The sequence below is a fragment of the Cohnella sp. GCM10020058 genome, assembly GCF_042683485.1.
GTDB lineage: Bacteria > Bacillota > Bacilli > Paenibacillales > Paenibacillaceae > Cohnella.
In genome coordinates this window covers 152,231-171,237 of sequence record NZ_JBHUJV010000006.1, presented here as the reverse complement: position 1 = coordinate 171,237, position 19,007 = coordinate 152,231, and the positions used below count along the sequence as shown (strand labels likewise).

The window sequence follows — 19,007 nt, the reverse complement described above, 5'->3', positions numbered from 1 at the left end:
TCAATGCACACAGCAGATGGCGATGCAGACTTTTCTTCAGCAAGGTCAAAGGCTTATGCTGAATCAGGCGCTCTATGATTCGCAAATCTCGACCCACATCGACCAATTGCTTCTTCATGGCCTTGCGATACGTTTTTCCCTTGAGCTGGCGTTGCTTTGATACGTTCAAAAAGTCTTTGCGGGCCTGTTTCCGAAACGTGCGCGACTGTCCATCGTCCCCACCAGTGGCTGGTACACGGTGTCAATGATCGTCTTCAAGATCGATGTCCATGACCAACTGCCCGCCCTCGGAATCGTCGTCATCCTGATCTTCTTGCGCTTCTTCCTTGGCTTTCGCCGCTACTTCTTGTTCAGCCTTCGATCCTTCCTGAGCAATCCAGTCGTTGACCTCAACCAGGATTCCCGTTCCCATACTGGCACGAAAAGCCTTGTCCTATGGGAGGAGTTTGGCAAGTTGAACTCACCAATTGTTGGGGTTCAGCTTCCCACCGAAGGGGAGGTAAGAGTTTTCTAAAAGATCAGGGGTCATTTCGTTCCGATGAAACACGTACGCTTCCTTCATCTGCAAGGGTTTTGGCTGTTTTCCCAGTATTTCCTTGCAAATGAATTCGACAAAAAGAGCCTCAAATCCTTTTGGGAGTAGGAAGTTTTCGTTGTTTAGCAAGCCCTAAGTAGGGAAGATTAACAATTATCATACCATGGGTTTTTCGGCCGTTTATTTCTTTTGGCGCACTTGTATGTCACAATCAATAGAGATTTACAGCATCCCCTTTTGGCGGTGCATGCGGAAAATAATTCATTAATCGCCATAAAGGAATCTGCCCTATACAGAATATATTGATCCCGATGTCGCACGATCGCCGGGTTATGAACCATCTGCGCGTCCCAATGCCCGCCCGCTCTTCCGCGCAAAACCACTTTGAAGAAGGTATAGGGGCCCTCCGGCTTTACGGCGATCGCCCTTACGATCTCCGAATGCGTTCTTTTGCATTTATGCGCTTCAAGATAAAGAAGGAGGCTCGACGAACACGCCTCCTCCCGTTGTCCTATTCCTTTTTCACAACCGCATCTACAAACCGGTCCCTTGCCGCCCCCATACCGACTATAAGCAGCAAGACTGAAGCGCCCAGCAGTATGAAAAGCGGCGGGTTCCAACTATTTGTCGCATCATGCAGATATCCGATGAGAGCGGGCCCGAGTGCCGCCAGAAGATATCCGACTGCTTGTGCCATGCCGGACAGTTCCGCCGCTTGATGCGCATGCTTTGTACGCAGACTAAAGAACATCATGGACAAACTAAAAGCGAAGCCTACGCCGATGCCAAGTACGATCATCCACAATAATATGACGTTGGAGCTTCCATAGAGCAATCCAAGCGTTCCCGTCAACAGTAAAAGGCTTGTGATTAGTACCAACGGACGTTGGCTGGACATCCGCCCGGCAATAACGGGGACGATAAACGTGAACGGCAGCACGGCTAACTGCATGAGGGAAAGGTACCAGCCGGACTGGCTTGACTCAATACCTAGCTGAGTTAATATTTCAGGCAACCAGGCAATCAGCACATAGAATACCATTGACTGTATCCCCATAAACAAGGTGACTTGCCAGGCAAGGGGGGAACGCCACACATTTCCATGATGGCTGACCGTCACTCGACTCGCCGAAGTCGCGTGCTTGGCTTGACTTCTTAATTGAGGCAGCCAGCAGAGGATGGATACAAAGCTTAGGATCCCCCAGACTCCCAATGCGCCCTGCCATTTCAGTCCTGCGTTCGTGGCAAGCGGCATGCTGATCCCCGATGCGATCGCTCCGCATAAATTCATTGAAATCGCATAGACGCCAGTCATGGAGCCCATTTTCCCAGGGAAATCCCGTTTGATTAAGCTTGGCAATAATACATTACAAACGGCGATTGCGAATCCAAGTATCGCGGTACCGATATACAGATCGGCAGCGCCGGAGAGCGATCGAATGACAATGCCTACAGTCAATAAGATCAGGGCAATCCCTATCATGCGTTCAAATCCGTACCTCCGCCCTAATTTGGGTACCAGAGGCGATAACAGCGCAAAGGCAAGCAAAGGCACCGTCGTTATAAAGCCTGCCAATGTATTTGAAAGATGAACCTCATTCTTGATGAGACTTGCCAAAGGACCGACCGAGGTCAAGGGAGCCCGTAAATTAGCCGCAATAACAATAATGCCGAGCATTAACAGTCCCACAGAGTAGGGGGCGGCCGCTATTTTATTTGGTTTGTCCGGCATTCTCCATGTCTCCTTCCTGATCAGCGTATCTGTATTCCCTCCCGATGAAAGAACAATAAGCCTCGTCCGCGCGAACAAGAAAAGTATATTATAATATATTTATTTTAACAATAAGTATTTCATAATATAAAAAATCGCAATAAAAAAACCATCAGGGAAGATCGCCTGACAGTCCATTTTAGTTCGGCGGATAGCCGACGCTCGTTCGCGCGTAATGCCTGTCGACGGCTCATCCAATAGCCGCTGCGATGGGTCGGCCTATCGTTGGCCGCGCCGTACGCTCGCCACAATGCCAATGCCTGCAAATATACATCTATTTTCGCCGATGTCGGCCCTTTTAGACAAGATAGATGCAAAAGCGCAGTTATTTTGCGCCATCAGCGGGATTTCCGGCTTATTCTTTGCATTTGCCTGCACATTTGCAGGTATTTCATCAGGTAACGTTGGCCGGCAAAAAATACATGTATAAATGCAGGTTGTGAGTCTCGCAAGCCACCGAAATGCTCCGGCAACCGAATGTGCGCTTTTACGATGAGATCTCTTCGTCTTCAAAAACCGTATTTTAAGGATATATGGAGCACTGCTTCGCGATCCGTATGATTGGTATAAGAATGAGGGCAATCCGCACGGAAACTGATCGTGTCATATTGATTCAACGTATAAGCCTCGCCATCGACCTGAATCTCAACGGAGCCGGTCATGACGGTCGCAATTTCTGTCGTATTCACGTGATGACCCTCAGGGTGATACGAGCTGTTGGGCTGCAAGTAAGCCCGGCACATTTCAATATCGCTGCTCGCGTTTTTGAAAAATGGTTCGATGGTCCAATTTTTCTGATCGTTCGAAAATCGCAGTCCTTCGCCCGCTCGATACAGACTTACGGATGGTTCATTTTTAAACAAAGAAAAGAGCGGCAAGGAGATGCCTTTCGAAATCTTCCAGATGATTCCCAAGGTTGGGTTGGTCTCGCCGCGTTCGATATTCCCCAGCGTAAGCTTGCTTACGCCCGTTAATTCTGCCAAACCGTCCAAGCTCATGTTGTTTTCTTTTCTGTACTTTTTCAAGGCGCCGCCGATTTGCAATACGATTTGTTTGGATTCATCGACTTCATCCATTTGATATTCACCTCAATAAAAAACAGTTACAGCTAGTATAGGGTTTATGCTGCGCATTTTCCAGACGGTTAGTATTGGATGGCGAATACGCATCCATGCCATAAAACCCCTCAATCCAGACATTTAGAAAACCGCTCCGTAATCTGGATGCCCCGTTCCCAATCCGTTCCTCCGTCTTCAATCGTCCATGTGGCTTCTAACACGCCCCTCGCGACGCCCCACATGGCTATTCGTCGAGGATCCAAGCCAAGCCAGTCTGCCATGATCGCAATTCGATTCCGGAGCACTTGATCGCGGTGGCCGCCCTGATCTTCGTAGTTAAGCAGGTACTGGATCGTATCAAAGTGAATGTCCCCGACGATGCCTTTCGGATCGATGACAGCCCAATCTTCGCCATGGCGAAGGATGTTGCCGTGATGCAGGTCGCCATGCAACAGGACATTTTCGCTTGTCGTCGCGATCAGATATTGCAGGCATTCCTCGGCATTTTCTACCCAACTTTCAGGCAACGGCGCAGACCGCTTATCGTCGTCGTAACGCTCCCGATATCGTTCAATGGCAGCGAAATGCTGCTTGATGGACGGATACGGCTTGCCGGCCGTTGCTGGAAGCTGAAGACGGCGAAAAACCTCGCAGAAAATAGCTGTCGCTTGCGAGTCATCCTCCATACTGGACAAAGGCTTACCAGGGTTGGCGCTCTCAAGCAAGACCACGCCCGTCTCCTCGTCCGCTTCCAATACGCGAATAGCTCCGCGGCCCTCATAGTCCCGAAGTACACTGACTTCCCTGGCGAGCTCTTCTTTCATAAATGAACACTTCAACACGGCCGGCTTACCGTCAGTGCGCCTTACTCGCAGAACGAAGTTATAGGTTAAGTCGGGAAACGGCGTCTCCGGAATAAACCCAAGGCGACTAGCATGTTCGGCAATCAGTCCTGGCAGCGTCGTACACCAAGCCACGCCTTCCTCGCCGTGAAGCTCGGACATGCGATCGATAAATGGTTGAGGGATCTCCATCATGCCGCTTAATCCTCCGTTTTTCCAAGTTGAAACCCTTGCAGTTTGCCAAGGTCGGCTTTCGAGTTGCCCCTTTTAGTCGGCGCAGGTCGAGACGCATTTTTTAGAAGCAGCTCATATTCCAGATTCCGTATCCGGGCATTCGTGTCTTCGACATAATCCAGCATAATGGCGATCGCGAAGAATAAAATCCCGGCAACGATCCCGCTGATCCACCACGTCAAGGCTGAGCCCCATCGAAATCCGTCGGCGCCGTCATTTCCAACAATGATGCCCGATATCATGCCTGCAACGATAAAAAATACGGCCAATCCGTTCAGTACTTTTACCACTCCAAGTCTCCTTATAAAAAAAATATCGATGGAGCCGCAAACGCAACGCAGCGCATCAATTGAAATCCAAAGGCAGCTCTAAAGTAAATGCATAATACCCCTCATTATACGAAAGCGTAAGACGGCCGCCCTGGCGTTCGGCAAGCTGTCTTGCAATGGCAAGACCTAAGCCGGCGCCGACTTGAAGATGGGATTCATGCGCCATATTGTCAGCCTTATAGAAACGATCGAAAAGCTTAGCTTGTTGCTCGCGGGTAATCGGCTCCCCCTCATTTTCTATAGTCAAGTAAACGCATGTCTGGTTGGAGGTCAGGTGAATATCGATTATTTTGGGCGCGGCAGCGTACTTGAGCGAATTCATAAGGAGATTGTCCAGAATCCGAGCGACATGCTCAGGGTCGATATGGACAGTTGCCTTTTCAATCTTGATATGTGTATGAACGACAGCATCATTTTCTTCGGCAATCGGCACAAACTCAAACAAAACCTGTTGCAGTAGCTCAACCATATCGGCTTTCTGCTCTGAAAATAGAATATCACCGGAAGTTAACCGGGTATATACAAAAAGATCGTCGATTAGCCTTTTCAACTGCTGAGCTTTGCTGAATGCGTTGTTTACAAAGCGATTATATTCGTTCTCGTCCAAATAAGATCTTTTTTGCAGCAAATCCAAATAGCCGATCATGCTCGTTAGCGGCGTACGAAGATCATGGGAAACGCCCGTAATCAGGTTCATTTTAGACGCTTCCGTCTCTTTCTCCTTGTTTTTTTGCATGGCGAGCTGCTCGGCCATTTTATTCATATTTTTAGCCAGCGCCCCTAGCTCGTCTTCGCGAACGACAGGAACCCGGTATTCCAGATGGCCTTGCGAGATCAACTCAAGACCTTTCGAAAGAACGGAAAAGTATTTAATAATACGCCGCGTTAGAAGATAGAAGAACAGAACAAAACTCATAATAAAAACGGTTAGCGATGCGGCGACCAAAAACGGAATATACCCAAGCTTCCCTTTTGACGTTGTCGAATCGATTAATTGTCCAACCCATCCAGTAACGTACAAGCTGAAGAGATAAGACAGCACGACGGTCAGAACCATCGCCCCAAGAAAGGAGTATCGTACGCTGCGCCTTAATTTGAACCGCCTAGTGATCCATTTTATAGCCAACACCCCATACCGTCTTGATGTACTCCGGTTGCCGCGGGTTAATCTCAAGCTTCTCCCGCAGATTTCGAATATGAACCATGACCGTATTGTCCGAGTAGCCGCCTCGCTCGTTCCATACCGATTCATAGATCGCATCGGCGCTAAATACTTGACCCGGGCTGGAAGCCAGCTTGTTAAGAATCGAAAACTCAAGCGGTGTGAGCATGACTTGCTGGCCCCGGATCGATACAAAGTGTTTGGCAACGTCGATCACGAGCTCTCTGATGGCCATTTGACCGCGCGCATCGTCGCCTACGGCGTGCATTTTCTGTCGTCTTAACTGCGCCTTCACGCGAGCGATCAGCTCCATCGGATTAAACGGCTTCGTTATATAATCGTCGGCCCCCGTTGTTAGTCCCATGATCTTATCCATATCGCCTTCTTTGGCAGAGAGCATAATGATCGGTATCGAATATTGTTCCCGAATGTTCATACATGCTTTTATGCCGTCCATTCGGGGCATCATGACGTCTAATATGATCAGATCTACACGATGTTGAACAAGCGCCTCTAGCGCTGCCGCGCCGTCGCCAGCCTCAATCACCGAGTGGCCTTCGTTGCGCAAGTAAACATGGATAACGTCCCTGATTTCCGTATCATCGTCAACGACTAGGATTACGCTCATTTTATTTTCACCTTCAAATGAAGAGATTAATGTTTTCCTGTCTTCTTACAAACATAAACAAACGCCGGGGGAAAATTCAAGGGGACAAAGGAGATGCTTTCAATCTCGAAATGCGCCGAAAGGAGCTTTTTCATCTCCAGAGAGTATTGAAAAGCGATCAACTTCCCTCCTGGTTTTAGGGCCTCTTTGCATTGCTGAAGCAGTTGGAGTCGCATAATCGGAGAAAAGTTGTAAAACGGTAAACCGCTAAAAATGTAATCGACGCCTTGTATATTGTGCTTATTCAGTTGGGCAACTAACCGCAATGCATTTGTTTCTCTGACGAACCGGGGAAAATCTTCTTGAAGCCTCTCCCCCATCTCCTTCTCCTTTTCAAATAAAATTACTTTACTGTCTGGTCGCACTCGCTCTGCAATGACGCGTGTAATCGCACCGGTACCTGCGCCAATTTCAACAATATGGTCAGCCTTCTCCCACTCCGCCGCTGCAACCATACGATTCGCCAAAAAACGTGAACTTGGAATCATACTGCCGACATATTTGGGATTATGAACAAACTTCTTGAAAAAAAGCAGCGAATGGTTCTTAAACATGCGCTCACACCTCATTGGAAGATTCGAATGATTTGATTCCCGCAAATGCAGCCAACCCCATAGATCGCTCCGATCCATACGATGGCGCTTGGATAGGAAACGAAGATCATTCGTTTAAAAGACACGCCGTTCGCCCCGGCCAGAACTGTAACGAAGTATCGAACGATTGGAATGCAATAACCGACAGATAAGGCAGCTCCGTTGTGTTTAACATAAAATTGCTCCGCTTTTCGGTAACCCTTGTAACGGCTCAATCTGTTTAAAATGCTGTATTTTCTGGCCAGCCTGCCGCCCCAATACCCGATCGTCACAGCGGTTGTTATGCCGAGCAGCATGGACGCGAATGTATAAATGGGATGCAATAGACCTTGCGCGGTCATCATGCCAGCGGCGATAAGCGTCACCTCGCTTGGAACCGGAATCCCAAACGGCCCCAAACAAAAAGCTAAGAAAAGCACGATATAGCCGTAGTGGCTTACCAATGACATCATTTGGTCCATTTCCGTTCTCCTCTCCACGTAATCAGCCCCGTCATCTTGCCGACAAAATCAGTTTAAGAAAAATAACTTAGTTTCTACCTGAGAAATTTCTGAAGGAATCCTGAAGGTTTGGACATAGAAAAATGCAGAAAGCAAAAAACTCGCCCTATAGAGAGGCGAGTTTGTGGATTGTTCAATTCCTCTATGCGATATTTTATTTCAAAAATATCGTAACGAAATCCCTATGACCGATACTTATGTGGTGGGAGGCGAATCGATGGAGAGTATGGAGCAGCTATACGAGAACTACGCGCAAACCGTTTATCGATATTTATATAGCATCACGCAGAACGCCGATCTGTCGGAAGAGCTGACACAGGAGACGTTCTATCAAGCGATGAAGACCATTCATCAATTCCGCGGAGAATGCAAGCTGTCCGTATGGCTGTGCCAGATCGCCAAGCGGGCGTGGTATAAGGAGCTGAACAAAAATAAGCGGAAGCCTTCCGTCTCCCTGGATGAGCTGGAGGCGCCTCTCCCCGCAGGCCGAGATCTGGAAAAGGACGTTTTGCATAATGAAGAGAAGCTCGCCATGTTCCGGGCGCTCCATCAATTGGACGCAAAGACCAAAGAAGTCATGTACCTTCGTCTCTCCGGCGAGCTGAGCTTTGCCGAGATCGGCGACATTCTGGGCCAGAGCGAGAACTGGGCGCGGGTCACCTTCTATCGCGGCAAACAAAAAATGACGAAAGGAAGATCCGAATGGAACCGAGATTGAATTGCGAGATCGTGCAAGATCTGCTGCCCAACTATATCGAGGGCCTCACCAGCGAGTCGACGAACAAGTCCATTCAAGCGCATCTGGCGGGCTGCGGAGAATGCAGGAGAACGTTGGAGCAGATGACGCGGGATACCCACGGCATTAAAGCGGCTCCGCCCAAGCAAATCAACTTTATGAAAAAAATAAAGCGCAGACAGTGGCTCATCGCAAGCGTCAGCGTCGCGATCGTCGCCGCGCTCTTGATCGGCGCTTATTACCTGTTCGGAACGCGAGACTTCCCCGTACCCGCGAGCGAGGCGAAGATTACCGATGTGTATCAGACGCAGGACGGTACGATCCACTATCGCGTCACCGCCAATGTAAAGGGTTTTGTCAGCCGCGTATCGACGCACGGCAACAAGCATACGGAAACCTACCGGATTTACGAGCATCGGCAGCTGTTTTCCAAGGAGAAAGAAAGCCTCGTTACCTTGCCCGAGAACTGGTCGTCGACCAAGAAGGCGGACACGAATCGGGAGAAGACGGGCATCTACTACGAAGGGATCAACAACAACGATCGGATCACCATCTGGGAAAAGGGCATGACGCTCCCGCTAGCCACCGCCGAGCAAGAAGAGGCATACCGGAAGTATCTTGGACGATAACGCCTCGCTATTTGCCCACTCGACCAATTAAAAATGGCAGACGATCTTGTGATCGACTGCCGTTTTTTTCTTATATGCGTTCATTTATTTTGAGGAGCAATGCCTTTAAAGTTTGCTTTTCCTCTTCAGAAAGGACTTGAACGATTTCGTCCTCCACCTTCTGGAAGGATTCATTGAAGTCTTCGATCAATGCAACGGCTTTTGGCAGTACATAAATGTTCTTTTGACGTTCGTTATGAGCCGGAATTTTCCGCTCGATATATCCTCTTTGCTCAAGACCTTGAAGCATGCTCGTAATGCTGGCCCCGCGCAGATGAAACCGATCGGCAAGATCCCGCTGGATTAACTCCGTTTCTTGATTCTCATAAATATAGCCGATTATTTTTCCTTGTTGCGCGTTTAATCCTAACTCTTTTATGCTCTCGTCCGCTTTTTTCTTTAATTTAAGGCCAATGAGCTGAAACAAATCCAGATAAGGCGTATCCTTGCGAGGCTTCATAAGCGTCCTCCCATATTGTTAGGAAACTAACTGTAAGTAATTAAACTATATCGGTATCTATGGGGTGTGTCAAACGATAATTAGTTCATTGACAGTTAGACATCTAACAATTATACTTCGAAGTGTCATCAAGCAAACGCCAAGGAGGAATAATAAAATGAACGATGCCATGCAAAGCTCTTCTGGACAAAAAGTGACGGCGATTACCAATGCGCGTATTTTCGATGGAGAGAAAGTGATCGAATCAAGGATCGTCGTCGTCAAAGGGGAAACCATTATCGCAATGGGCGACGACATTCCGGAGAATGCAACGATAATCGACGCTGAAGGTGCAACCTTGCTGCCCGGCTTGATCGATGCCCATGTGCACACTTCCGTCGGCGGATTACGCGACGCATTAATTTTCGGCGTAACGACAGAACTCGAAATGAACGGTGATTTTACGGAAAGAGGACGGGCCATCCAGTTGAAAAATGTGGATGACGTCGCGGATGTGCGTTCTGCAGGAACGGCAATCACCGCGCCCGGCGGACATCCGGACGAGTTGCTGCCCGATGATGGCGAGATTCCGGAATTCATATTAAAGGAACTGGAGAAGCTGTCGGAGGAAGACCGGGAAGCAATGTTGGCGGCTTATGCGCACGATCATGAAGAAGTACCGCAAGTAACGAATGTGGAAGAAGCGATCAAGCATGTGCACGCCCAGGTGGAAAATGGCGCCGACTATATTAAGATCATGATCGAAGAAGGAACCGTCATGGGTGCCCCTGGCCTGCCTGTACTCAGCGACGAGATTCTAAAAGCAGCCGTTAATGAAGCCCATAAGTTCGGTAAAATCGTCATCGCACACGTCTTAACGGCTCGTTCGTCGCAAACCGCCATCGATCTTGGCGTGGACGGCTTGGGGCATCTGTTTATCGACAGACCCGCGTACACGCCGGAGGTCGTGCAAGCCATCGTCGATTCCGGCGCATTTGTTACGCCGTGCCTGGTGTTGAACTCGTCCATTCTTGGGAACCCGGCAGCGGAATTGGCGAATGATGCTCGCGTTCATTCCAAATTGAGCTCGGACTGGATCGATATTTTGAACGCCAGTTTCAATACCTTCCCGCAAGGCAAATTGGAAAATAGCTTTAAAAACGTGATGGACCTTCACCGTGCCGGCGTGGACATTCTGGTCGGAACGGATGTCGCCCCCGTTCCCGTTCCAAATCTAGGCGGACTTGCTCATGGGGCCAGCGTACATCACGAATTGCAACTGCTGGTTCAAGCCGGGTTCACGCCGATCGAAGCGCTGCAGTCCGCTACCTCGAAGCCGGCCCGGCGGTTCGGTCTTCACGATCGCGGCCGCATAGCCGTAGGTGCGCGTGCCGATCTCGTATTGGTAGTCGGCGATCCGACAACTGACATCTTGGATAGTTTGTCCATTAAAGCCGTATGGTTTAAAGGTGTGCAGCAACGATAACAACAACCATTTTGCGGCGGCAGGGTACCCTACTTTAAGGCGTGCCCTGCTGGTTGGTTTTTGAATTTCGTAGAGTAATCAACAAGATTTCTCTGCTCTTTAACTTTAACAGAACATTGTGGGTTCCTATGTCTAAATTTATTCTTTTATCTACAAAAGTGTAAATTATACTTTACGTTTTCAGTACTTTATTCAATATTCCCGTATACAATTTAACGTTCTCCGCTATTCATTGTGGCATAACAATCTTGCGCACGATTTCTACCGCCCTTTTTTCAATCCGGCACTACGCACGAACAACCGACAGCTTATATGGATACTCACCAATCGCATATACGCCCGCTTGACCTCCTTCAACCGTAACTTCCGTTTTAAACACTTGCGCTTCTTTATCGGAACCAAGCCATACTCTACCGATCGCCGACAAAATGAACAATCCGTCTTCGTCCCCTACGGCAGCAAACAATTCATGACCCTTTTTATACTCGTTCATCAAATAATCGGCGTACATCGCGTTTTTAACCTCGTTTACGTCGCTAACGACAAGCCCGATCTCGCTAATACTGATAAGGCTGTCGCCTGTAAACGGCTTCTCGACGTCAGGACCGCGATCGTGTCTTGCGATGAACTCAACGATATTTCCCCCAGCGTCGTGAAAATAAACGGAGGTTGAATGCCAGGACTTCGAGTACACGCTGTTCGAATGGTCCGGGAACACATGGATGGCAATGCCGATCGATTCTAGCCAAACTATCGATTCATCGATTTTATTCCGAGGGATGTCGAATGCAAAATGGTAAAAGGGGGCCTCGGCACCATGGGTCTGCACAAAAGTAAGCGCCGAACGCCCGATGCCCACAGTAAACGTAGTATCGGAATCTTTCGCCAGAGGAAGTCCGAGTTCGTTGATATAAAATGCCTTTAGTTGCCCTAAGTGTTTCGTCAGTAATTGTACATGTTGTATTCTCAAACAAACCCCTCCTTAAAATCCTTTAAAATTCCGCTATCCTCACAAATTTTGTTCCATCCTCGTTGCGGTTGCCGACAATATCCTTCTCATAAACAATAACCTCACGCACGCCAAGAGGGGCATTAGGCAAAAATGCTAACGACAAACTTATATTGCTTAAGTAAAATTTATTTTGATCTCTGGGCTTCAGCCTGTGGGTGCCAAAAATATAGCCCCCTCCCTTTCCAACTGAAGCGCTATGAATCTGGCAGTCGACGACTTTCCCGATCCCGGGATACCTTCCACAAATACAAGCTTCAATGGACTCCCTCCCATAAACCTTTGCGCCCGATTATTCCCATTTCCTATACTGCAATGTTACCATGGTTCTGTCCTCATAAAAGCCAAAATTGGAGGAGCGCCCATGCCCGATTTGCAAGCGGCAATCTCGGAACCACAGATCATCCGCTATCTCGGCATCAAATTCAACGCAGAGGAATTATCGCTGGCCGAGTGGTCTATGACCAAGCTGAATTGGAAGGCGTCGAATACGGTGACGGACGCCTTATATCGAATTACTGGGATGGTGCTTGTCGACGGAATGACGCTCGACTGGTCCTTTATCCTCAAAGTGATCATTCCGGCGCCTGAGACGGATGATCCCAACCACTACTGCTATTGGAAACGCGAGCCGCTGCTCTACCAATCCGGGCTGCTCAAGACGCTCCCCGAGCCGGTGCGGGCGCCGCAGTGTTATGGCGTCGAGCAAGGGGATGACGGCACATGGCGGATGTGGCTGGAGGAGATCACCGAACACTCGGATGGACCATGGGAGCTGCCAAGATACGGGGAGATTGCCGAGATGCTAGGGCAGTTTAACGGCGCCTATCTTGCCGGTCTCCCGCTGCCTTCAGAGCCTTGGCTATGCCGTGGTTTCCTCCAGTCCTGGACGCACGAGTGCGATAAATACGACAGCGGTATCGCAAGACTTGAAGAGACATGGGCTCAATCGCGCGTAAAAGAACTTTTGCCCGAAGGCACTTTTGAACGCTATCTGTCGTTTTGTCAAAACAGGGAGCTGCTGCTGGCAAGCCTTCAGAAGCTTCCGAAAGTATTGACCCACAACGATGCCTGGAGGCCGAACCTGTTTCCTTCTGCAGGCCGCGGGCTGACGATGATCGATTGGTCCAATTGCGGTCTTGCCGGCGTCGGGGAGGAGCTGGGACGTTATTACGGATTGAGCCTGAACGCAGATCTTGGCGCCCTAGCCGATAAGCGGGCATTTGCGGATGAAATGGCGATTCGATATTGCGAGGGGTTACGTAAAGCCGGGTGGTACGGAGATGATCGTTTAGCTAAATTCGGGTTTATGGCTTCTGCCGGCACACGGTGCGGAATGATGTTTCCCAGCCTGTTCGAGCAGCTTTCTCGCCTCCCCGAAACCGATGAGGTTCCGGCTAAATGGAATGAACGCTGCACGGTTGCGTTGCATTTGCTTGAGCTTGCGGAAGCGTCAATTGAAATGGCGGGAGGCGCTACTTAGCGCCTCTTCGCCCCGGTTGGCTGGCCTGTACTGCCATGTGACGTTGTACAGCGCCTCTTGACGTGGTTGGCTGCCCAATCGGGCCAAGTAACGCTGTACAGCGCCTCTTCGTCTCAGTTGGCGGCTCGATTCGACTATGTAACGCTGTACAGCGCCTCTTCGCCTCCGTCGGCTGTCCGGCACCGCAATGTAACGCTGTACAGCGCCTCTTCACCCCGGCCGGCTGCCTCGTACCGCCATGTGACGCTGTACAGCGTCTCTTTACCTCCGTTGGCTGCCCAGCACCGCCATGTGACGCTCTACAGCGTCTCTTCGCCTCCGTCGGCTGCCCGGCACCGCAATGTAACGCTGTACAGCGCCTCTTCACCCCGGCTGGCTGCAGCGTACGCCATGTGACGCTGTGCAGCTCATTTTCACCCCGGTTGGCTGCCCGTACAGCCTCCGGCTTCTACAGTCAAACCCGCTCAGCCAATCTCCGAATCTCCTCGCACATCCTCGCATTAACCGGATACGCCTCTTCCAGGAACGCCAAAATGCGCAGCGCCGATTCGGGGACGCGGTCGTAGCCCTGCATCATGTCTCCGACGATCGCCGCGAAGCGCGGGAATCGCTTCTCCAACCGTCTCTCGTTCCCGAAGGGATCGGGATAGTAATCGACCTCGGGCTCCAGGAGGTGAAGGACCGACAGAATCCGGTCTATCGCGTAGCCTTGGATGAACCTTGCGGCGGATAGGCGCTCTCCCCTTGCGTAGCGGCCGAGGCCTACGTATAGGTTGGTTAAGGCTTCGTTCAAAGGAAAGTCCAGCGAGTCTGCTTTGAGGCTGGGGATCGGTACGGAAGACTTGGCGATGGACAGGTTCTCGTAAGCAGGATCCTTCCATACGACCCGGCCTTCCGGATAGGCGGCGTTCGTCAGCTCGCCCTCCTCGAAGATCGCGTATTCTCCGAAAATGCCATCTTGGAACAGAATCTTGCAGCCGGCATCGGAATTTTTAAAGGCATAAACAAGCGGATGCGTATCTTCCAGCCAGTCCAGACGGTCGATGAATCTGTTCTTCTCCCCCGGCTTCGCGATAACAAAGAAATCCAGGTCCGAATATTCATCCAGCCGCGCCGTCTCGACCCCGACGGAACCGACGCCTAACAATAAAAGCGCGCCTCCCGTCCGTTCGAGCGATTGGCCGATCTCGCCCAACCGCTGCAGCAGCCTTTCTGTTCCCCGCATACTTATCCTCCCCTTAGTTGAATGCAAAAAGGGCCCAACCCCACTCTTTCAGCGAGGTTGAACCCGAAGGTTGCATGGCCTTTATTCTATTGCCAAAATATCACGCAGGAATTGCCGCTGTCAACCGCCAATCTGTTCCGCCTTAATCGTTAGATCCATAAATAACGCTTCTCAGTTCGTTCGTTAGCCCCTTGGATATCGTGTATCCCTGGCTGCTATCGTCCGTGTCCACGAGCAAGGCGGTTCTCCCCGCTTCGTCTGCGACGTTTAGTACGTACTTCTTTCGCGTGCCGTCCCCGAAGGAGAGATACATAAAAAAATCCACGCCATAGTCCACTTCGCCATTCATTTTTTCCGCGTTAACGATCGCCTTGCGAAATACCTTCAGTACGACGCCGTTTTCCTTCGTAAACGTCTTCTCCGCAAACGGAGCCCCCGCTTGCTTGCAGAATTCCGCGCATTCAAGCTTCACGGATACGATTTCTTTTCCGTTCAGCACGACTTTGCCATTGGCGCCCGCATCGTTTGCGCAGCCGGTCGCAGCGATGCACAGAAGAAGCATCAAAATTATCGTAAAAACTCTCATGCCTCCGAGCTCCCCCCTCCCTACCTTATGAGTTAGAACGATTCATTTTGCGCAAAAGTTACTTGCACCGGTCATCAATAAAATAGCCCGCCGGATTGCGCCGACAGGCTATTGCATGCCATTCAATGGTTAGCGTCCTTAAGAATTCACAGGCTCCGGATTCCAGTTCTTCACGCCGTTGTCCTCGATAATCCCGATCGTCACATCGGCAATGTCGCTGTCCAGCAGCAAGCGGTCTCTGATCTTAAACTTGATATCGTCCGCGTCCGCAAGCGTTAGACCCGGGCGCAGCTCGATAAGTCCCTCGACGTGGTAATAACGGCCTTCCTGCAAAATCCGCATTTGATAAATATCGGTCACGTAGCTGTTGGAGAAAATGATCTGAGCGACTTTGTCCTCGACATCGCGGGGAGCGGATACCCCGATGAGCCCGACCATATTATCGTAGCCGACCTTGAACGCGACCCCGACCATCAGCAAGCCGATGAGGATGGTGGAGACGCCGTCGAGCAGATGAAAGCTCGTCAGCGACGTCACGACGACGGCCAGCAACGCCAAGAGCGCACCGGTCGTCGCGACAAGATCCTCGTAAAAGACCAAGCGTGTCGGCGGCGCGGCGCGTCCTACGTTTTTAAAGGCCTGAGGGACGATCGCCAGTCCCTTCGCCTCCGTACGCGATTCATGCACGATTTCCTTCATCGCTTTTATAAGAACAAATCCGTCGACCGCGACAGACAGGAGCAGCACAATGAGATTAAACCAAAAGCCATGCGATTCTGCGGAAGGATGCGCCAGCAGATGGAAGCCTTCCAGGATGGTCTCGTAAGCCATCACGGTGACGACGATGACAGCCACCATACAAAACAGATTGATGACCCGGCCAAATCCGGTGGGGAAGCGGCGCGTCGGCTTTTTCTCGGCCAGCACGCTGCCGGCGAATACGAAAGCTTGATTCACGGCATCGGCGATCGAGTGCATGGTCGATGCGAACATCGCCCCGCTGCCCGTCGTTACCGCCGCGATGCCCTTGACGATCGCCACCCCGGTGTTGCCTATGGCAGCCGCGGCCGAAGAGGTATTGCCTTTTTTCAATAATGCGATAAAGCCTGTCCGTTGACTGTCGGATTCCACGTTAAAAATTCCCTCCTCAATGATTTCAATAGCTATTTACGTACGGTTCCGCCTTACAGTCGCGCTATATCTTTAATTTTTTGCACGCCTTCACGAATACCTCGAATAGTCTAAAGTTATAACCATCCGTCTCGTAGTTAAACTCCGGATGCCACTGCACGGCTGCCACAAACTTCTTACCCGGCATCACGACCGCTTCTACCAAGCCGTCTTCGGCCTTGGCGGCAGGCAGGAGCTGCCCGGACAACCGCTTGATGCCCTGATGATGGTAGCTGTTGACTTGTAAAACTCCCGCTTCGACCAGGCCGTGGAACGGCGTTTCCTTCGCAATGTATACAGGGTGGACCGGCTCCGAGTAAGGAGGCGACTGCTTGTGGCCGACCTTCAAGTCGGACTGCATTTGCGTCGGAATATCCTGGTACAGCGTCCCGCCGAGCAAGACGTTAAACAATTGAAGGCCGCGGCAAATGCCGAATGCAGGCTTGTCCAGCCGTAAGACAAGGTCGAAGAGCGCTGCCTCCATCTCGTCCCGCTCGTCGCATGGTTCTCCGCAGAACGCTTCCGCTTTTTCCCCGTACAGTCCGGGATTAACGTCATGTCCGCCCGTAAAAAGAAAGCCGTCGAACAGATCCGCGATGCGAGCGATTTGCGCTGCATCCGAGGTAAGCGGCAGCATGAACGGAATGCCCCCGGCCGCCTCGATGCCTTTCATATACCCTGGAAGCATCCAATAGCTGTCTTTTTCTCCGTCATACAAGGGCAGTACGCCAATCGTCGGTCTCTCCATGTCCGATGCCTCCAAGCCTATCCTGTTCTATTTATCTAAATATTTACTTCATTTTATCATCTCCGCCTTCGGACAATTGCGCGAACCTTTTGCACGAATCCGCCTATAAACGCGAAAACGAAAAGAGCCCCGCTGCGGCGAGGGCTCTTCCTTCTAAGCTATGCTAATGCGCGACGATACCACGGCAGCCGGGACAACGGCGCCTCCACTTCGATTGCGCAGGGTCCGCGCACCGAACTGCCGTCGTCGCCTTCCCACGTTCCTTGCGGAAAAACGACTTTTCGCGAGGTTGCCCCTTTTTCCAATACCGGCGCCGCCAAAATGTCGTTCCCAAGCATGAACTGGTCGGAAACGGTCTCGAAGCCGTCTTCCGGGAATGCGTACGCCATATGCCGCATGATCGGCTCGCCTGTCTCCGCGGACTGCCGGACAAGCTGCTCGATCTCGGGTCCGAGCCGGCAGTGAAGCTTGGCCGCCTCCAGGCAACACGCCAAGTGCCGATCGTCCAGGACTCTCCAGGGCGCCGTCGAAAATTGGATCATCGGGAACAGCGCCGAGCATTGCGCGTACCGCACGAACAGCTCCTGATCGACCTCGAAATCGGGACGAATCAGATCCTCGTACTGCCCGCCGCCGACCATGTCCGGGCAGTTGAACGCATAGCCGAGCAGCCCTTGCGCCAGGCCGTTCGGGATCAAGCTGGCGAGTCCGTCTCCGATCCAGCTGTGATTTTTGTCGCTCAGGCGCTGGACAATCGGCTGGCCGGCCAGCTTCCAGCAGGCCCGGTATTCGTTGAACGCATACCGAAGTCCCAGCCGCGCCCACGCCTCGCACTGCTCGTTCGGCGTCGCCGGCCGGGCGCCGACGTCCGACGGCTTGTAGTACTGCGGATCCCCGGCATCCAGCTTGAAGCCGTCGATCCCGTACATTTCGATAAGACGATTGAGCTGCCTGTTGAACCAGTCCAAAGCGTCCTCGTTCGTGCCGTCCAAGATTCCGCTGTAGCCGTTCCACCACTTGCGGATGACAGGCTCTCCGTCCGCTTCGCGCAGCAGATAGCCTTGCCGATGAAGATACCGGAACACTTCCCCGTCGGGACTGACGAACGGGCTGACCCACAGCATCACGCGAAACCCGAGCGCATGCAGCCTTTCGACCATCGCCCCGGGATCCGGGAAGCGCCCCGCATGGAACGTCAGCGTGCCGTAATCCTCGTGCCAATTGTCGTCGATCATCAGGATGCCGGGCGGAAATCCGTTCGCGACGATCGCTTCCGCATAAGCCAGCACCTTCTCCTGCGTCGGTTCGTAGCTCATCTCCATCCAGGTATTGTACTGCGGCACGTTAAAGAACAGCGGATCCGGCGCGGTGCCCGACGGCGGAAAATACGCGCGCGACGCATGGCCGAACGCCCCCTGCAGATTTTCCCCGCCTCGCTCGATCTTGATCGTTCCCGCTTGTCCCTCAACGATCAGGGCGCCGTCCTTAAAGGCGAATTGGAAAGGCGCTTCCGACCATACGCTTCTCCCCTGGCTGGAGAGCAGCAGCGGACTCGCCTGGTTATAGCCGGCATCGCCGTACAAATCTCTCCAGTGGTCTGTGGTGCTGCCGAACGGCATCTGCACGCCGTCGCTGACCGCCCCGCCCCACCAATATTCATTTTCCAGCAACGGAATTCGAATCGATTCTTTATTCATATGGCCTCCTGAAGGAACTGCTTCATACCTCGATCTTACCGCCGGACCCCTTGGAGGACAATCTTAAGT

General features: G+C 51.4%; 21 protein-coding genes. 5 read left to right on the top strand and 16 right to left on the bottom strand.

The features are described 5' to 3' along the window. Positions 1 to 241 precede the first annotated feature (241 nt). The 9 genes from ACFSR7_RS09260 to ACFSR7_RS09220 form a co-directional block, all read right to left on the bottom strand. On the bottom strand, positions 242 to 412 hold the full coding sequence (locus ACFSR7_RS09260) for a hypothetical protein (protein ID WP_378160794.1): 171 nt from the start codon (positions 410 to 412) through the stop codon (positions 242 to 244). A 634-nt stretch (positions 413 to 1,046) separates the two neighbouring features. Further along, positions 1,047 to 2,267, bottom strand: a complete 1,221-nt coding sequence (locus ACFSR7_RS09255) for a CynX/NimT family MFS transporter (RefSeq protein WP_378160792.1) — start codon at positions 2,265 to 2,267, stop codon at positions 1,047 to 1,049. A 548-nt stretch (positions 2,268 to 2,815) separates the two neighbouring features. Beyond that, positions 2,816 to 3,382, bottom strand: coding sequence for a helix-turn-helix domain-containing protein (locus tag ACFSR7_RS09250; RefSeq protein WP_378160790.1), 567 nt, complete (start codon positions 3,380 to 3,382; stop codon positions 2,816 to 2,818). Positions 3,383 to 3,492: 110 nt separating this feature from the next. Then, positions 3,493 to 4,401: an aminoglycoside phosphotransferase family protein gene (locus ACFSR7_RS09245; protein WP_378160788.1), complete on the bottom strand. Its 909-nt coding sequence runs from the start codon at positions 4,399 to 4,401 to the stop codon at positions 3,493 to 3,495. A gap of 5 nt (positions 4,402 to 4,406) precedes the next feature. Next, on the bottom strand, positions 4,407 to 4,730 hold the full coding sequence (locus ACFSR7_RS09240) for a hypothetical protein (RefSeq protein WP_378160786.1): 324 nt from the start codon (positions 4,728 to 4,730) through the stop codon (positions 4,407 to 4,409). A 55-nt stretch (positions 4,731 to 4,785) separates the two neighbouring features. After that, positions 4,786 to 5,826 carry a HAMP domain-containing sensor histidine kinase gene (locus tag ACFSR7_RS09235; RefSeq protein ID WP_378160784.1) on the bottom strand — a complete coding sequence of 347 codons (1,041 nt, stop codon included), beginning with the start codon at positions 5,824 to 5,826 and terminating at the stop codon, positions 4,786 to 4,788. Positions 5,827 to 5,872: 46 nt separating this feature from the next. Next, a complete protein-coding gene (locus tag ACFSR7_RS09230) occupies positions 5,873 to 6,559 on the bottom strand; it encodes a response regulator transcription factor (RefSeq protein WP_378160782.1) in 687 nt (228 codons plus the stop codon). 26 nt (positions 6,560 to 6,585) lie between these two features. Next, positions 6,586 to 7,152 carry a class I SAM-dependent methyltransferase gene (locus ACFSR7_RS09225; RefSeq protein WP_378160780.1) on the bottom strand — a complete coding sequence of 189 codons (567 nt, stop codon included), beginning with the start codon at positions 7,150 to 7,152 and terminating at the stop codon, positions 6,586 to 6,588. Positions 7,153 to 7,163: 11 nt separating this feature from the next. Then, positions 7,164 to 7,652 (bottom strand): DedA family protein, encoded by a 489-nt coding sequence (locus ACFSR7_RS09220; protein ID WP_378160778.1) that lies wholly within the window; start codon positions 7,650 to 7,652, stop codon positions 7,164 to 7,166. Positions 7,653 to 7,908: 256 nt separating this feature from the next. On the opposite strand from ACFSR7_RS09220, the gene ACFSR7_RS09215 reads away from it, so the two are divergent. Next, a complete protein-coding gene (locus ACFSR7_RS09215) occupies positions 7,909 to 8,409 on the top strand; it encodes an RNA polymerase sigma factor (RefSeq protein ID WP_378160776.1) in 501 nt (166 codons plus the stop codon). After that, a complete protein-coding gene (locus ACFSR7_RS09210) occupies positions 8,394 to 9,056 on the top strand; it encodes a zf-HC2 domain-containing protein (protein WP_378160774.1) in 663 nt (220 codons plus the stop codon). The genes ACFSR7_RS09215 and ACFSR7_RS09210 overlap by 16 nt, the downstream gene beginning before the upstream one ends. Positions 9,057 to 9,126: 70 nt before the next feature. On the opposite strand, the gene ACFSR7_RS09205 is transcribed toward ACFSR7_RS09210, so the two are convergent. Further along, entirely contained in the window at positions 9,127 to 9,555 is a 429-nt protein-coding gene (locus tag ACFSR7_RS09205; protein WP_378160773.1) for a MarR family winged helix-turn-helix transcriptional regulator, read from the bottom strand. Positions 9,556 to 9,712: 157 nt separating this feature from the next. Here ACFSR7_RS09205 and ACFSR7_RS09200 point away from each other — a divergent pair, with 157 nt between their 5' ends. Further along, positions 9,713 to 11,020, top strand: coding sequence for an amidohydrolase family protein (locus tag ACFSR7_RS09200; RefSeq protein WP_378160771.1), 1,308 nt, complete (start codon positions 9,713 to 9,715; stop codon positions 11,018 to 11,020). Positions 11,021 to 11,306: 286 nt separating this feature from the next. Here ACFSR7_RS09200 and ACFSR7_RS09195 read toward each other — a convergent pair whose 3' ends face one another. Further along, positions 11,307 to 11,990 (bottom strand): VOC family protein, encoded by a 684-nt coding sequence (locus ACFSR7_RS09195; protein WP_378160769.1) that lies wholly within the window; start codon positions 11,988 to 11,990, stop codon positions 11,307 to 11,309. Positions 11,991 to 12,393: 403 nt separating this feature from the next. On the opposite strand from ACFSR7_RS09195, the gene ACFSR7_RS09190 reads away from it, so the two are divergent. Beyond that, positions 12,394 to 13,512 (top strand): phosphotransferase, encoded by a 1,119-nt coding sequence (locus ACFSR7_RS09190; protein ID WP_378160767.1) that lies wholly within the window; start codon positions 12,394 to 12,396, stop codon positions 13,510 to 13,512. A gap of 57 nt (positions 13,513 to 13,569) precedes the next feature. Continuing rightward, positions 13,570 to 13,908, top strand: coding sequence for a hypothetical protein (locus tag ACFSR7_RS09185; RefSeq protein WP_378160765.1), 339 nt, complete (start codon positions 13,570 to 13,572; stop codon positions 13,906 to 13,908). Positions 13,909 to 13,966: 58 nt separating this feature from the next. Here the strand turns inward: ACFSR7_RS09185 and ACFSR7_RS09180 are convergent, their stop codons facing one another. The 5 genes from ACFSR7_RS09180 to ACFSR7_RS09160 form a co-directional block, all read right to left on the bottom strand. Next, complete coding sequence (locus tag ACFSR7_RS09180) at positions 13,967 to 14,737, bottom strand: hypothetical protein (protein WP_378160763.1); 771 nt, start codon at positions 14,735 to 14,737, stop codon at positions 13,967 to 13,969. Positions 14,738 to 14,879: 142 nt separating this feature from the next. Continuing rightward, entirely contained in the window at positions 14,880 to 15,323 is a 444-nt protein-coding gene (locus tag ACFSR7_RS09175; protein WP_378160761.1) for a YhfM domain-containing protein, read from the bottom strand. Between the two features lie 138 nt (positions 15,324 to 15,461). Further along, complete coding sequence (locus ACFSR7_RS09170; protein WP_378160759.1) at positions 15,462 to 16,454, bottom strand: cation diffusion facilitator family transporter; 993 nt, start codon at positions 16,452 to 16,454, stop codon at positions 15,462 to 15,464. A 64-nt stretch (positions 16,455 to 16,518) separates the two neighbouring features. Beyond that, positions 16,519 to 17,241, bottom strand: a complete 723-nt coding sequence (locus ACFSR7_RS09165) for a gamma-glutamyl-gamma-aminobutyrate hydrolase family protein (RefSeq protein ID WP_378160757.1) — start codon at positions 17,239 to 17,241, stop codon at positions 16,519 to 16,521. Positions 17,242 to 17,399: 158 nt separating this feature from the next. Then, positions 17,400 to 18,938: a glycoside hydrolase family 31 protein gene (locus tag ACFSR7_RS09160; RefSeq protein WP_378160755.1), complete on the bottom strand. Its 1,539-nt coding sequence runs from the start codon at positions 18,936 to 18,938 to the stop codon at positions 17,400 to 17,402. Positions 18,939 to 19,007: the final 69 nt, after the last annotated feature.

Excerpts from the sequence above, each read along its gene's own strand:
- ACFSR7_RS09260 (WP_378160794.1), bottom strand. The coding sequence starts at position 412 with ATGGGAACGGGAATCCTGGTTGAGGTCAACGACTGGATTGCTCAGGAA.
- ACFSR7_RS09255 (WP_378160792.1), bottom strand. The coding sequence starts at position 2,267 with ATGCCGGACAAACCAAATAAAATAGCGGCCGCCCCCTACTCTGTGGGA.
- ACFSR7_RS09250 (WP_378160790.1), bottom strand. The coding sequence starts at position 3,382 with ATGGATGAAGTCGATGAATCCAAACAAATCGTATTGCAAATCGGCGGC.
- ACFSR7_RS09245 (WP_378160788.1), bottom strand. The coding sequence starts at position 4,401 with ATGATGGAGATCCCTCAACCATTTATCGATCGCATGTCCGAGCTTCAC.
- ACFSR7_RS09235 (WP_378160784.1), bottom strand. The coding sequence starts at position 5,826 with ATGGTTCTGACCGTCGTGCTGTCTTATCTCTTCAGCTTGTACGTTACT.
- ACFSR7_RS09230 (WP_378160782.1), bottom strand. The coding sequence starts at position 6,559 with ATGAGCGTAATCCTAGTCGTTGACGATGATACGGAAATCAGGGACGTT.
- ACFSR7_RS09225 (WP_378160780.1), bottom strand. The coding sequence starts at position 7,152 with ATGTTTAAGAACCATTCGCTGCTTTTTTTCAAGAAGTTTGTTCATAAT.
- ACFSR7_RS09220 (WP_378160778.1), bottom strand. The coding sequence starts at position 7,652 with ATGGACCAAATGATGTCATTGGTAAGCCACTACGGCTATATCGTGCTT.
- ACFSR7_RS09215 (WP_378160776.1), top strand. The coding sequence starts at position 7,909 with ATGGAGAGTATGGAGCAGCTATACGAGAACTACGCGCAAACCGTTTAT.
- ACFSR7_RS09210 (WP_378160774.1), top strand. The coding sequence starts at position 8,394 with ATGGAACCGAGATTGAATTGCGAGATCGTGCAAGATCTGCTGCCCAAC.
- ACFSR7_RS09205 (WP_378160773.1), bottom strand. The coding sequence starts at position 9,555 with ATGAAGCCTCGCAAGGATACGCCTTATCTGGATTTGTTTCAGCTCATT.
- ACFSR7_RS09200 (WP_378160771.1), top strand. The coding sequence starts at position 9,713 with ATGAACGATGCCATGCAAAGCTCTTCTGGACAAAAAGTGACGGCGATT.
- ACFSR7_RS09190 (WP_378160767.1), top strand. The coding sequence starts at position 12,394 with ATGCCCGATTTGCAAGCGGCAATCTCGGAACCACAGATCATCCGCTAT.
- ACFSR7_RS09180 (WP_378160763.1), bottom strand. The coding sequence starts at position 14,737 with ATGCGGGGAACAGAAAGGCTGCTGCAGCGGTTGGGCGAGATCGGCCAA.
- ACFSR7_RS09175 (WP_378160761.1), bottom strand. The coding sequence starts at position 15,323 with ATGAGAGTTTTTACGATAATTTTGATGCTTCTTCTGTGCATCGCTGCG.
- ACFSR7_RS09165 (WP_378160757.1), bottom strand. The coding sequence starts at position 17,241 with ATGGAGAGACCGACGATTGGCGTACTGCCCTTGTATGACGGAGAAAAA.
- ACFSR7_RS09160 (WP_378160755.1), bottom strand. The coding sequence starts at position 18,938 with ATGAATAAAGAATCGATTCGAATTCCGTTGCTGGAAAATGAATATTGG.